A 12,185-nucleotide genomic window follows, 5' to 3' on the forward strand; every position below is an offset into this window, starting at 1 on the left:
TTGCGGTTTAATCTGATTGCTGCTCTCTACAATTACGAGCTTTTTCTCCCCAAAATCAAATCTTCCTGAGTGACTTTTGCAAGAGGTCTAATGTACCTACACCATAGCGTCCAAGTTGCTCGATAACCCAACTCCCCGTCCCAGAGCAACCAACAATACCAACTTTTAGACGTTTAAGCTTGGCAAACGTCTCTTCACCAAAGGTTTGTGCTGTTCGTTTAGCAAATTCCGGTACATTTTGCAAATCTGTATTAGCATAATAAAATTTCAAATCTTCCCCGACCACTTTCACAACGTTGAGCGATTCAAACATTCCTTCTGGAGATACAATGCGTCCAATAATCTGCTCATTGGGCAGCATAATTGCACTGGCATGGGGATTATCATCTTCCATCCAGCCATAGATAGAAGGAAATAGTTCACGGTCAGATTCATCATCAACTTCAGAGTGCCAAGGGTAATTCTGGGGATGCCCATGAATTTTAACAATTGCCATTCTTCGTCTTGAAGCTTCCCCTAGCAACGGAATCAATAGATCGGTTGACCAAGAAACGCGATTAGCTTCTCGAATTGAACAAGCTTCGTAAGGAACAGGGATAATTTTGTTGACAAGCAGACGATGGCTTGTCGCTCCAGCACGACGACCACAAAGAGCGATCGCTACTGCTTCTTTACCATCAGCAGGCAGAACGTGTGCTTTAATTTCTGCCTGCTGTTGATCAGTCATACTTAGAGAGTATTTCATTACTTATTCACCTTAAGTTGTTCACATTCCAGCCAGTGTTCAACCAACCCTAAATGTGTACCAATATAGTCTTCTCCTGCCATCCAGGGATTAGCAGATGTACGGTGTCTTGACCAACGTTGCCAAGCTTTGCCATCAAAACTAAAACTGTCATCGCGGATTGCTGCGATCGCTCTTCCATTACCTAAGATCAAAGGAGGATGGAAATACACCATGTCAAGCTGGGTATCGGGATACCCTGTATCAATCTGAAGATTTAAGTCAACTGTACTAACGTTATATCCATCAGGTACAGGAAAATTATAGACAATGACACGTCGCTTATTAGACTCAAGAACTGTTTCCCACAGTAAACCAGAAGCATTAAGATATTCTTCATCCACTTCAGGAAGGCGAAATTGACGACGAGCAGTATACCCTTCGGTCTGGTCAAGGGGTAGTGTTTGGAAACGCTCTACACCTGGCGTAGCAAGGTTGACCGTTTCTTCTAGCTCAACTCGCTTCGTTTGCCCACCACGAAACTTCTGGTCAATACGGAACCGCTCTACTGGGGTTTTCTCTGCTAATTCTAGCAGTTCACGCCCTGTCATCGTTGAACGGGTTACAGTATAGAATTGCTTACCAATCCTGATTCTGTAACCACGGCATCTTGTAGGGGGCCCCACCTCGGGAAGCTCCGTTCCCTGTAAATTCACTGAGAGATGCCGAGTTTGTGGCTGAACGTCTGCGTATTCATTGGCAATTAGGGACTGACCCGATTCTTAATTTGGCTGAGTTTCTTGAATCTCAAGGTATTAAAATTTTGTCTCTATCCCTAAACAACAATGTTTCAGGATTAACCTGCTGGGTAAAACGTCGTAACCGTAACCAAGTGCCAGTAATTGTGATTAATGCAGACGATAATGGTGAACGACAACGCTTTACATTGATGCATGAACTTGGGCACATGCTACTCATTACTTCCCCTGACCTTGATGTGGAGAAAGTTGCTCATCCAGTTGCAGGTGCATTTCTCATGCCAGCTTCAATTTTATGGCTTGAAATTGGAAAGCGTCGTAGTCGCTTAACAATTGCAGAGCTTGCTCAGTTAAAGCAATTGCTAGGAGTTAGTATGCAAGCATTAACTTACCGATGTAAAGATTTAGAAATCATTGATAATTCAACTTTTCAAAGTTTATTTGCGGAATTTGGGCGAAGAGGGTGGCGGACTCCTCCCTATGAACCATTTCCAGTTCCTAAAGAAGAAGCACACCGCTTTGAACGGCTTTGTTTTAGGGCTTTAGCAGAAAATGCTATTTCTGAAGCAAAAGCAGCAGAACTGTTAGGTCTATCAGTGTGTGATTTGACAGCCAGAATGGATAATGATTGGAAAGGGTGAAATCACCGGAGGCTGTGTTTGTGGCAGCTTGTAACGAGGGGAGGAAACCGGAGACACAACAGGCTAAATCGGACGTGGTTGCTTGGTTTAAGTGGGCAAGGCAGGAGAGAATTGTCATTGCTATATCGGGGGCAGATGTGTATACACCGGAGGGTGAGGTGGTGGCAATTGGGGAGATGATGCGGTGGTTTCCGTTTTAGGAGTAAGAGCGAAAGTGTTCCGCCGCGCCCGTTAATCAAAATGAAAAATGGTCGAGTGAAACGATCACTGCTAGGTCTAAGGCTCGACCCTAGTGCATTGAAAAGTTGAAAATGGCAGAACAATTGCGCGAAAATTCTGGGGATAAGTTTTTGATGGAGTGCTGGGAGGACGATCCTGCTTTGAGGATTGTGATTAAGAAAATTAGTGGAGAAGTGTCCGCAGTGGGGGTTGGTGGCCACTTATAAGCAGTGTCAACTAGAATTTCTTTCCCGTTTCGGAACTTAATAAATTCCTGCCCGTGGTCGTCAAATATATCTGCAACCAGTTGATTACGCTCGTCGTAACCCCACATATCCACTGCTGCCCTCCACCAGCGCTTTCCGGGTGAGAGCAACTGTTCAAGTTCTAAATACTCCGGCTTCCAGTACTTGGTGCGCCATTGATTTGCCAGTGCCTCGATTAGTATGGCAGTCGGGTAGATCGGCTTCAGGTTTTCTTCGAGCCAGAGTATATAAACGATTGCGCTCCTGAAAGCATCTTCTAAACCTAAGCTTGATGCTTCTAGAGTGTCTTGGAGTTGCTCGTCACTGAAATTTACACCGAGCGATTGCAGGGCTGGAGCGTATAAATCAAATAATTCTTGTTCTACTGAATCGGCAGACCAGAACCACATAAGAAAAAGAAAACTCCTACTGGGTGGCTAAATAAAATTTAGCATTTAGTGTGGGAAGCGTTGATGTGGGGACAAGTAGCGATCGCAAATCAAACATAGGCGCAGGTAGAACAGGGTAAGCCCACTTCGTTGTTAGTTGAAAATTCAGTTACGGGTGGACAAATGAAAGCGGCTCATAAGGGTGAAAGTTCCGCCGCGCCTGTCCCGGATTTCTCACAAACAATAAAAAATCAATTTACATGACCTGATATAAGAAATTTTTTTGATACATCATGAATTCAAATTTATGTGGTGTAAAAATTAAGTATAAGCCAGTACTTATGAAGCTAGAATAATCACTATATTTATCTTTGTACTGAAAAGAAAATGCTCTGTTCAGAAAAATAAGCATTTCAAAACCAGACTTAGATCAAACCAAGTCCAAAGTATTATTAATTATGAGAAATTAAATGCAGTTTGAGTTTATATTAAGCAGTATTCGGGAGCATTTTTAAGCATCTGTAAGCAGCAGCAAAAATATGTTTGGAAGGACTTGAGCTACTAATCGCAATTAAAATTCGCCGTGCGCTGACAGTAATCAGCGCTCCCAGTTTTAATAATTTGGTACGAATAGTTCCGACTTGAGCGGTTTCTAATTCCGTCTTTGTCAAACATTGTGACCGCAATGCATTCATCAAAACGTAAGCTATAGAAGAGAACCACAAACGTAATTGATTCCCCGCAAATGTGTGGGTACTGGTTCTATCACTAAAAAGTTCCAGTTGTTGTTCCTTAAAGCGATTTTCCATCTCACCTCTCGGACAATATTTCTGGGTATAAAGTTCACCTAGAGCTATCTTATTCGTCGGAATTGAAGTGACAATAAAACGAATATTACTCCCCTTTACTCCATGCTCAACCTTACAAACAACACGACGACTACGACTCCAAGATTCACGGGTTTGATAGTCTAACGACTTATACCAAATTGAGTTATTAATCAAGTCAGAACCAAGAGACGGAAGTTGTTCATCTGCCTTAAATACAGTTTCTAAAAATGAAACTACTGTTGATAATTTCTGCTCATACTCAAGCGAGGCTCTATTTTGAGTCGTGGTAGTCATCTGAATTAAACGACTATTTTGCGCCAATCCAAAAACGTAGTCAACCCCAGTCTGTGACTCACACCATGTCATGATATCGTCTCTGGAATAGGCACTATCTCCTCGTACTAAAATTTCGACATTCTGCCATTGTTGACGTATTTGTTTAATAACTCTCTGCAATTCTTCTAACGCCCCAAATGCTGGGTCTATATTAGAAGGACGTAGTTTGGCTGCCAATAAATGTTTACCACAAAAAATATAAAGTGGAGCGTAACAGTATCCTGCGTAATAAGTATTGAAGAAAACTTGCTCCTGATTACCATGTACTAAATCATCAGTTACATCCAAGTCTAAAATAATTTTTCGTGGTTCTTTGGAGTAAGATTCTAGAAATATCTTCACAAATAGACTTTCAATTTCTGATGAACAATGCCCTATTTTATGATAACGACTGTCTGCTCCTTGTTCTACATCTTCAGGACAATGTTCGAGACGATTTAATGTACTTTTCCCGGCTATTTTGACTGGCTCATTTTCTATACCAATTCTTTTTCCTAATGCTATAGCAAACATTGGATCATGACGTAATTCTTCATGGTCGTTTAAATCTTCATATCCCATGATTAACCCGTATATCCGTTGTGCAATTAAGCTTTTTATTGGATGCAACATTCGGTTTGCTTGACGGTAATCTTGGAAACATCCTGCTAATCGTGATGTTATTTGCAGTTTTCGGTCTAGTTCCGCAATTAAGCTTAACCCCGCATCAGATGTTACCTGTCCACCGTCGAAATTAACTACGACTGGGGGTGATTTTGGCTGTTCAAATCTGAACTGTTTTGGGAGCGATCGCGAAGCTTGTTGGGTCATGCTTTATAACTGCTGAAATACCTACCATATATACATTCTAACAATTTATTACACCATTTTTCTCAGAGTTTGTGAGAAATCCGGGCTGTCTCCAGTGCTGAAAAATGGTCGCATGAGGCGATTGTTGCGAGGTCAAATATGCGACCGGAGCGTATGCAGAAACTCAAAGTTGTAGCGAATTCGGGGGCGAATCCGGGGTTTGACTTTTTGCAAGAGTGCTGGAATGATGATCCGGCTTTGCAAATTGTGATTAAGAAGTTGCTGGCGAAGTTTCCGCAGTGGGGTATCGCTTGTGTGGATGGGGTGCTGGGGAAGTGGGATGAATAGCGTTCATCGTAGTTTGAGAGATATGTTTGTAAAGGTTTGTAAAATTTTTAAGTTTTTGCAAAAAATTTGAGTTTAAGAATGAAATTTGATTAGATTAATTGCTACATAATAAAAACTTTGTAACCTGATTGATGCTTGACTAGTCTTTAATAACATTTTTACTTGTGTGACTGGTATCAATATTAGAAATATTGATGACTTAAATCGTACTAATTGCACATAATGTGTTTTTTGTAAATCCCAATGGCATCTTTTTTGGTTCTAATGGCAGTTCAAATGTCGGTGGTTCATTTGTAGCAACCACTGCCTTCGATAAACCACTTATATAAAGAAAGTACCCAACAAAACAATGATGACTGGCTTTACCCAACTCAAACCCCAGTTCGGAACTCATTTAGGATTGCTATATCAAAAGTTTTATGGCTCTCCTAGACTAGTTATAGAAAATTAATACTTGATATCAGGTTAAGTCCTTACATGGTAGGGGATTCAAGAATCAAAAAGCATATTTTTATTAAATCTTTGATTCTATTTTAGCGAAACCTAGTTATATCAGGTATTTTAGGGGTTTTTTAGTATTAATTTATCAAACGAAGTCTAGGAGAGCCAGTTTTATTTAATTTATTTGACTTGTGTGAATATTAATCAGCCGCTTCACTATATTCTCAAACTATGCCTTCTGGCAACAATTGTTAACAGTCTAGCTGTCAATGTTGTTGCTGCTGAAGTACAAACTTTTGGCCAAGCTGGTAGAAATGGTGTAGATGGTCGGTCTGGACGAGATGGGAACTCTGCATCAGATCAAATAATTCGCGCTAGCGAACAACTACAACCGATTGACATCTTCGGTACTGATGGCGAAGCAGGAGAATCTGCTACCTCTGGTGAACAAGCTTCTGGATGCCAACAGCCGCAGGATGTAACAGTGAATGTATGCGGTGCTAAAGGCGGAAATGGTGGTAATGGCGGAAATGGCGGTCATGGTGGTCATGGCGGTAATACTACTGTTTACTTTGAGTCATTATCTCAACTCAAGAATGTGGTGTTACGTAATCGAGGCGGGAGGGCAGGTGTTGGAGGAAAGGGAGGACAAGCAGGTAGTGGATGTAACTGTACTCAACCGCGCTGGAGTGTAAACTATTGCACTTGGGCATTGATGGTGCAACAAATCAATGTAGCTAATGCCGAATGGAAAGAAATTAAAAGAGAATTATTTCGCTGTACGGGTGATGCGTTCTATGACGAACAACAAAATCGACCTCAGCTAGCAATTTTAGATCCAAACTACCGTTATGGTTGGAAATATATTGGTCTATCACAGCAGAGAGATTTTACTTGTGAGAATGGCCTTGTTGGTCAACCGGGACGCAACGGTAGAGATGGGAAACCTGGTAGTTACGGTCAAGTATTGTTAGTCAAGGGTACAGAAATTCCTCAAGAACAAATTAGTTATAGCAATCGCGTTAGCCTGTTAGTTGATCGAAGCATTAGGCTGATCAAGAAAAATTTGTCGAAAAAAACGGGACTACGGAGTTTACTTGGTATTGGTTCGGATGTCCGAGATAGTTATCGTTTATTAGAAACCGTCCAAGGTTCTTTTAAAGTGTCTTGGCAAACTGTTAAACGCCCACAGGATTTAGGAGATCCTCTGCTAAAAACTGAAATTACTGAATCGGGGAAATTACAATTTTATATTCCAGGCACATTGGATTATATTCTCAATAATTCGCAAAACCAAACCGAAATTGCGATTACTGGAGGTATTCACCCTAAACGTTTAGGACGTTTTAAATTTAAAGGATTTGATCGCTTCGCCGATCCCCGCAATTTTACTCTTTTAGATGAAGGTAAGCTTCTGGGCGAGTTAAAAACGGTTAAATTGACAATTATTTTCTTCCAGAACAACTCCAAAGTCAGCGAGATGTCTTACCCACTTGTTCCACATCGACCCTATCCTCACTGGGCGGATGCTTACCAGATCAATTTGGGCGATCGCTTTGATTCTTGGCTTCAACCAGGGCAACCTGTTAAGTATGAAATTCGCATTGAACAAACTACCCGTTCTGGAGTTACCTATACATCTGGAATGAAAATTGGTTTCGTTGTAAATAAAGTTACTCATTCTCCCGATATTCAATACTACTCAGGAACGACACTAACAAATCTCTTAAGGCTTATAAATAAGTAAGCAGGAAAAGTTTCGGAATTCAGTATTTTAACAAAGAGATTTTAAATATACTTTGGACACAAATATTATGGATGCAAAAGAACGAAATTGGAATTATTGTATTAACCATTTGCTCAATTGGCATGGAATTTGGACGCGATATACACCAGTTGGTGATGTCAAAGAATCATTTCAAAGTCTGAGAAGTTTCAAAAGCAATCCAGAAAAAACTAAAATCATCCATACCAATACTTATATTTATGAAAATGGCGAAACTAAGCAAGAGAGTTGGGAATTTAATTTTCTGTCAAATAGCTTAGATAATGGACTATTTCACCCATCACGCGAGACGATGCGAGGATATTTTTTTGCTGAGGGTCATGCTACTTGGGCAACAGTGAAGTTAAAACCCAACTCCTATTTTGGTATAGAATTATTCTTTCGATATGAAGATTTACGGCATAGTGTAGGTATTGTTTACGACGAGAGCGGAAATTTATTTCATACCGCAAATATTCGTGAAGATTGTAATGGATTCCCTAGTAAATACTGGTCAACTGAATTAAATCAATTACCAGAACGGAATTTTAGTGATAATTGGCAAGGGATATCTATGACTATTACTCGCAATCTGAAGATTTCCGAACCAATAGTCACCCAATTTAATTGGCATAGGTCAGGGCATAAATATTACTATTTACCTGACGGTGTTTCTATTAATTGTCCTAGTTCAATCAGTATAGGCACTCCTTTTTCTCTAATCGCCAATTGGTTGATTAATAATTACGAAATGTCTCAACTAATTACTAATTATGATGAATTGGGAGTCTTTTCCTCACTGACGCTAGAAACATTCCTGATATCCAATGTTTAAGAGCTTGTTTGAAAAGTGTTCTACTATGACTTTAGGCACTTTTATAAGGAATCGTTTATCGGTGGTAAATAGGGAATTAAACCTCTGCGGAATACCTCCTTTTGAATCGTATTATACAGGATTATTAATCCCTTTCTCATGAAGGCAGCTTCGCATCTACTTTAGGTTTCGGCTTAAACTGTAGTAAATTGAGCCATAATCACAATGATTACTAATATTAGTTTATTAGCAAGGAATAAATGAGCCAAAATATTGCCACAATGCAAGCGTTAGTTTTAAGTAATATTAAGCAACTCACACTGTGCCAAATCCCTTACCCAAAAGCACAGAATACCAAAATAAAGTGTCTCATTAGACTTCTTTTCTCTCGAACTCTGGGGAAACTGTATACACCAGGGCAAACGCATCTAAATTACTCTTGATCGCAACGAAGGTTAAGAAGCAACCAAAAAATCAGGATTTCGCGTTTGATTATTTTTTAAGCCCAAAGCGATCGCCTAATTTTTTCGCAACAAGCAAGGGTTAATGACATTATTTTTTAGTCTATTGAGAATTAACTTTGCTTATTGACATGATGCGGCCGCCCTGCTATACAGTTGAACCAACAAGCGATCGCTTGGAACAGACAGTAAACTGATACTATGCCGAAACTTCCAGAGTGCGATCGCTGTCTCTTGTATGCCCATAACCCTTACCTCGTCTGTGCTGTCCATCTTGATGGGGTAGACGGCGGCAACTGCTTGGACTTTCGAGAAGACCCCAACGCCGAACCAGTAGAACTATGGGAACCAGAAGGAGCCACTTATTACAACGGCGAGTCAATTGTGCAACCACAACAGAGGTGGACACAACAGCAAAAACTGGAGTTACTTGATTGGCATCCGATGTTTACTGGTAGATGTCCACAGTGTAGTAGTGAATTTGACCAGGGCGACACTTCAAGGGTGCATTGGGATTGTAAGTGCGGCTGGATGGATGATACTGTTTAGAGCGTTCATCGCAGACGTTGGCGTAGCAATCGCTCTAATTACTTCCTTGCGCTTAATGCCTGCTGACTTAATTGCATCACAATATTTTGGGGTAATGGGTCTATGACTGCATCAGTAGGCAGTGATTGGATAAAAGCTGTTACCTCTTCCTGGGTTTTGTATTTCCCCTCACTCCAAGCCGAAGCCATCTGTTTCGCTACCCGATCAGCATCATCTCGATTGGCATGGGCGGTAATACATTGAATATCATTACCTGTAAATGATATCCATGTCTGCCAAAGTCCCGTAACTGGATGCTGAACAATCCCTGTGGTCAGTTCATTGTCCTCAAGTACTGATTTTTTCTTTGGGCCACCGAATCCTTTAAACATGATTTTCTTCAGTAAACGCTATCTTTTCAGAATGCCCAAAATAAATGCAGCGATCGCGCTTGTGTAATATCTGCAATTCAACACTCACATTTCCCCTAACATTGCCATATCCTGTCTTGAGAACAGCGAACACTACAGCTTTGCAGTGATTGGATTGCTAGTGGTAAAGCAATTCATCTATGGCGCTACTTTTTCTTTAAACTGTTTTCCAGCAGAAAACGCAGGCACTTTGGTCGCTGGAATAGTCATTATTTATCAATACTGCTGACAGTAATTCTGTGAAGCTAATTCATTGGTCAAGCTTGATACATGAACCAGAAACGAGCATTATTGATGAACTTCAGCCATATATACATAATATTTTTGATAAACCTTATTACTCTGCATTTACGGAAAATTTTTCGAGTTTTATTTTGATTAATCAAATCAGCAAAATATATCTTTGTGGAGTTGAAACTGATAGCTGTATTTTCAAGACAGCAATTGACTCTTTTGAGCGCGGTATTGAACCAGTAATTATCGAGGATGCTTGCTTTAGTGCTGGTGGTCAACAAGCGCATGATGCAGGTATTTTCTTACTCAAACGTAATATCGGAAAAAACCAAATTCAGATGAGTAATCAGATTCTTGAGAAGATATCATAAGCTGTTCCACAGAAACTATCCATTGTGAGAAAATGTTCACTTGACTTCAAATAGGCACGGCTTCAAGGAGTAACAGCGATGGAAACGCGATTTTTAGGAAAGTCCGGTCTTAAGATTTCGGTTCTCAGTTTCGGTACAATGACATTCGGTGGTAGCGACTTCTTCCAAGAAATTGGGGCGACTCAGGTAGATGAGGCGCAACATCTGATTGATATTTGCCTTGATGCAGGTGTCAACATCTTTGACACAGCAGATGTTTACTCGAATGGACTTTCTGAGGAGATTCTTGGTAAAGCTCTCGGAAAGCGTCGTTCTGATGTAATTATTGCAACTAAGGCTTATGGTCGTATGGGAAAAGGAGCAAATGATACTGGATTGTCACGTTATCATCTGATTCGAGCCTGTGAGGACAGCCTACGTCGATTAAACACAGATTACATCGACCTCTATCAAGTTCATGGTTTCGATGCTCTAACTCCACTAGAAGAAACACTTCGCGCCTTAGATTCACTTATACGTAGTGGCAAAGTTCGCTACATTGGCTGCTCTAATTATTCAGCTTGGCATTTAATGAAGGCGCTGTCTGTATCAGAGCGTTTGAACTTGGAGCGCTATGTGTCACAACAGGTTTATTACTCACTTGTGGCGCGAGAGTTGGAATTTGAACTAATTCCTCTAGGTTTAGATCAAGGTGTGGGTATCTTAGTGTGGAGTCCGCTTGCTTTTGGTTTCCTCTCAGGTAAGTATCGTCGTGGTCAGCCCCAACCGGAAGGGACGCGACGAGCAAAAATCGGTGATATTGGCACTGTCAGTGACGTGGAAAAGGGATACGACATTGTGGAAGTTCTGCATGAAGTGGCTAATAACCGTGGTGTCAGTGTTGCTCAAGTTGCGCTCAACTGGCTGTTACGTCAGTCTGGTATTACATCCGTTATTATCGGAGCGCGGAATGAACAACAACTTCGAGACAACCTTGGGGCTGCTCAGTGGGAGCTAACATTAGAGGAAGTAAATCGGCTCAATCAGGTTAGCGCGATCGCGCTAACCTATCCTTACTGGCATCAGCGCAAGTTCGGAGCTGAACGCATTCCACAATAAAAATATCTCAGTTGCGATCGCATGAAGGCAGTGAGCTTGGTGCGATCGCTCCCTATCTGTAAGTCCTAGCCCAATCGAGGAAAATCAGAGGTAGACAATAGAGAAGCGGATGCCGTCTGCAATACGCTGGCTTGTGCTGACTTCTAACCTTTATAATGCCAACTTCAAGATTATTCGTTTTTTGCGTAAAGACCCCATTAGCGTTATCAGGAGCAAAACAAGAATTATTTCAGGCGTGGCTATGGTAGTGTTGATCGTCTCAAATAATTATGCCTTCTCATTTTCTTCTGGCATAACTCGGATGAGCGCGTTTTCTATCTCATCAAGTGCTTTGTCTATGGCATCCAATTGCTTGCGATTTTCCCACTATTGAGATGTACGGAGTTTTTTCAAAAATCAAATAGGATTACTATATTATGGTTGGTCATTTACTCAAAAGCTCCCAATAAAAGGGAGGTATATGGCATCTTACATTAATGGTGCTGTACAAGCAGCGCAACATAATTACGAGTTATAACCTACGGTTGGCACTAAATTGGATCTCAATTGCTACTTTGAACAATGGCAATGTTCACCTCAACTAGATAAAAAAACATTTACTCAGATTCGCAGACACTTGGCACTTAAATGCTTTAAGTGGGATGCCCAAATCGGTGATGTTAGTACCCTGGCTCCCTTTGCTTTAATCCTCCCAACGTTGGTTTGGCAGCAATTAGCAACACTTGCTGAAAAACTGACATCTGAAGCAAATACTGCTGAATTG

15 protein-coding genes are annotated in these 12,185 nt (G+C 40.9%); 9 read left to right on the forward strand and 6 right to left on the reverse strand.

Going from position 1 to position 12,185, the window contains the following annotated elements; all coding sequences use genetic code 11:
* Positions 1-55: 55 nt before the first annotated feature.
* Positions 56-745, reverse strand: a complete 690-nt coding sequence (locus V7L05_RS27795) for a ThiF family adenylyltransferase (RefSeq protein WP_335168970.1) — start codon at positions 743-745, stop codon at positions 56-58.
* The gene (locus V7L05_RS27800; RefSeq protein ID WP_335168972.1) at positions 745-1,440 is read right to left on the reverse strand and encodes a multiubiquitin domain-containing protein; all 696 of its coding nucleotides are present in this window, start codon (positions 1,438-1,440) and stop codon (positions 745-747) included. Before V7L05_RS27800 ends, V7L05_RS27795 begins: the two co-directional genes overlap by 1 nt.
* A 17-nt stretch (positions 1,441-1,457) precedes the next feature.
* Here V7L05_RS27800 and V7L05_RS27805 point away from each other — a divergent pair, with 17 nt between their 5' ends.
* Together V7L05_RS27805 and V7L05_RS27810 are read left to right on the forward strand one after the other, a co-directional pair.
* Positions 1,458-2,123 (forward strand): ImmA/IrrE family metallo-endopeptidase, encoded by a 666-nt coding sequence (locus tag V7L05_RS27805; protein WP_335168974.1) that lies wholly within the window; start codon positions 1,458-1,460, stop codon positions 2,121-2,123.
* Entirely contained in the window at positions 2,120-2,323 is a 204-nt protein-coding gene (locus V7L05_RS27810) for a hypothetical protein (RefSeq protein ID WP_335168976.1), read from the forward strand. Before V7L05_RS27805 ends, V7L05_RS27810 begins: the two co-directional genes overlap by 4 nt.
* Before the next feature lie 89 nt (positions 2,324-2,412).
* On the opposite strand, the gene V7L05_RS27815 is transcribed toward V7L05_RS27810, so the two are convergent.
* Positions 2,413-2,997, reverse strand: coding sequence for a hypothetical protein (locus V7L05_RS27815; protein WP_335168977.1), 585 nt, complete (start codon positions 2,995-2,997; stop codon positions 2,413-2,415).
* 467 nt (positions 2,998-3,464) lie between these two features.
* Positions 3,465-4,952, reverse strand: a complete 1,488-nt coding sequence (locus V7L05_RS27820; RefSeq protein ID WP_335168979.1) for an IS1380 family transposase — start codon at positions 4,950-4,952, stop codon at positions 3,465-3,467.
* A 138-nt stretch (positions 4,953-5,090) separates the two neighbouring features.
* Between V7L05_RS27820 and V7L05_RS27825 the strand changes: the two genes are divergently transcribed.
* Positions 5,091-5,279 (forward strand): hypothetical protein, encoded by a 189-nt coding sequence (locus V7L05_RS27825; RefSeq protein WP_335168981.1) that lies wholly within the window; start codon positions 5,091-5,093, stop codon positions 5,277-5,279.
* A gap of 199 nt (positions 5,280-5,478) precedes the next feature.
* Here the strand turns inward: V7L05_RS27825 and V7L05_RS27830 are convergent, their stop codons facing one another.
* A complete protein-coding gene (locus tag V7L05_RS27830) occupies positions 5,479-5,673 on the reverse strand; it encodes a hypothetical protein (protein ID WP_335168982.1) in 195 nt (64 codons plus the stop codon).
* A gap of 240 nt (positions 5,674-5,913) precedes the next feature.
* On the opposite strand from V7L05_RS27830, the gene V7L05_RS27835 reads away from it, so the two are divergent.
* The 3 genes from V7L05_RS27835 (at position 5,914) to V7L05_RS27845 (ending at position 9,309) form a co-directional block, all read left to right on the forward strand.
* On the forward strand, positions 5,914-7,467 hold the full coding sequence (locus V7L05_RS27835) for a hypothetical protein (protein WP_335168984.1): 1,554 nt from the start codon (positions 5,914-5,916) through the stop codon (positions 7,465-7,467).
* A 67-nt stretch (positions 7,468-7,534) separates the two neighbouring features.
* Positions 7,535-8,320 (forward strand): DUF3598 family protein, encoded by a 786-nt coding sequence (locus tag V7L05_RS27840; RefSeq protein ID WP_335168985.1) that lies wholly within the window; start codon positions 7,535-7,537, stop codon positions 8,318-8,320.
* Positions 8,321-8,961: 641 nt separating this feature from the next.
* On the forward strand, positions 8,962-9,309 hold the full coding sequence (locus V7L05_RS27845; protein ID WP_335168987.1) for a hypothetical protein: 348 nt from the start codon (positions 8,962-8,964) through the stop codon (positions 9,307-9,309).
* Between the two features lie 38 nt (positions 9,310-9,347).
* Here V7L05_RS27845 and V7L05_RS27850 read toward each other — a convergent pair whose 3' ends face one another.
* Positions 9,348-9,680, reverse strand: coding sequence for a hypothetical protein (locus V7L05_RS27850; protein WP_335168989.1), 333 nt, complete (start codon positions 9,678-9,680; stop codon positions 9,348-9,350).
* A 278-nt stretch (positions 9,681-9,958) separates the two neighbouring features.
* Between V7L05_RS27850 and V7L05_RS27860 the strand changes: the two genes are divergently transcribed.
* From V7L05_RS27860 to V7L05_RS27870, 3 genes are all read left to right on the forward strand, one after another.
* Positions 9,959-10,324, forward strand: a complete 366-nt coding sequence (locus V7L05_RS27860; protein ID WP_335168990.1) for an isochorismatase family cysteine hydrolase — start codon at positions 9,959-9,961, stop codon at positions 10,322-10,324.
* Positions 10,325-10,402: 78 nt separating this feature from the next.
* Positions 10,403-11,422, forward strand: a complete 1,020-nt coding sequence (locus V7L05_RS27865; protein ID WP_335168991.1) for an aldo/keto reductase — start codon at positions 10,403-10,405, stop codon at positions 11,420-11,422.
* A 535-nt stretch (positions 11,423-11,957) separates the two neighbouring features.
* Positions 11,958-12,185: hypothetical protein (locus tag V7L05_RS27870; RefSeq protein ID WP_335168993.1), on the forward strand; the 228-nt coding region annotated here is incomplete at its 3' end.

The organism is Nostoc sp., assembly GCF_036917755.1.
Taxonomy (GTDB): Bacteria; Cyanobacteriota; Cyanobacteriia; order Cyanobacteriales; family Nostocaceae; genus Nostoc.

What these genes read in the sequence shown, in the direction of transcription:
- V7L05_RS27795 (WP_335168970.1), bottom strand. Translation starts at nt 745, where the DNA reads ATGAAATACTCTCTAAGTATGACTGATCAACAGCAGGCAGAAATTAAA.
- V7L05_RS27815 (WP_335168977.1), bottom strand. Translation starts at nt 2,997, where the DNA reads ATGTGGTTCTGGTCTGCCGATTCAGTAGAACAAGAATTATTTGATTTA.
- V7L05_RS27820 (WP_335168979.1), bottom strand. Translation starts at nt 4,952, where the DNA reads ATGACCCAACAAGCTTCGCGATCGCTCCCAAAACAGTTCAGATTTGAA.
- V7L05_RS27825 (WP_335168981.1), top strand. Translation starts at nt 5,091, where the DNA reads ATGCGACCGGAGCGTATGCAGAAACTCAAAGTTGTAGCGAATTCGGGG.
- V7L05_RS27830 (WP_335168982.1), bottom strand. Translation starts at nt 5,673, where the DNA reads ATGAGTTCCGAACTGGGGTTTGAGTTGGGTAAAGCCAGTCATCATTGT.
- V7L05_RS27840 (WP_335168985.1), top strand. Translation starts at nt 7,535, where the DNA reads ATGGATGCAAAAGAACGAAATTGGAATTATTGTATTAACCATTTGCTC.
- V7L05_RS27845 (WP_335168987.1), top strand. Translation starts at nt 8,962, where the DNA reads ATGCCGAAACTTCCAGAGTGCGATCGCTGTCTCTTGTATGCCCATAAC.
- V7L05_RS27850 (WP_335168989.1), bottom strand. Translation starts at nt 9,680, where the DNA reads ATGTTTAAAGGATTCGGTGGCCCAAAGAAAAAATCAGTACTTGAGGAC.
- V7L05_RS27865 (WP_335168991.1), top strand. Translation starts at nt 10,403, where the DNA reads ATGGAAACGCGATTTTTAGGAAAGTCCGGTCTTAAGATTTCGGTTCTC.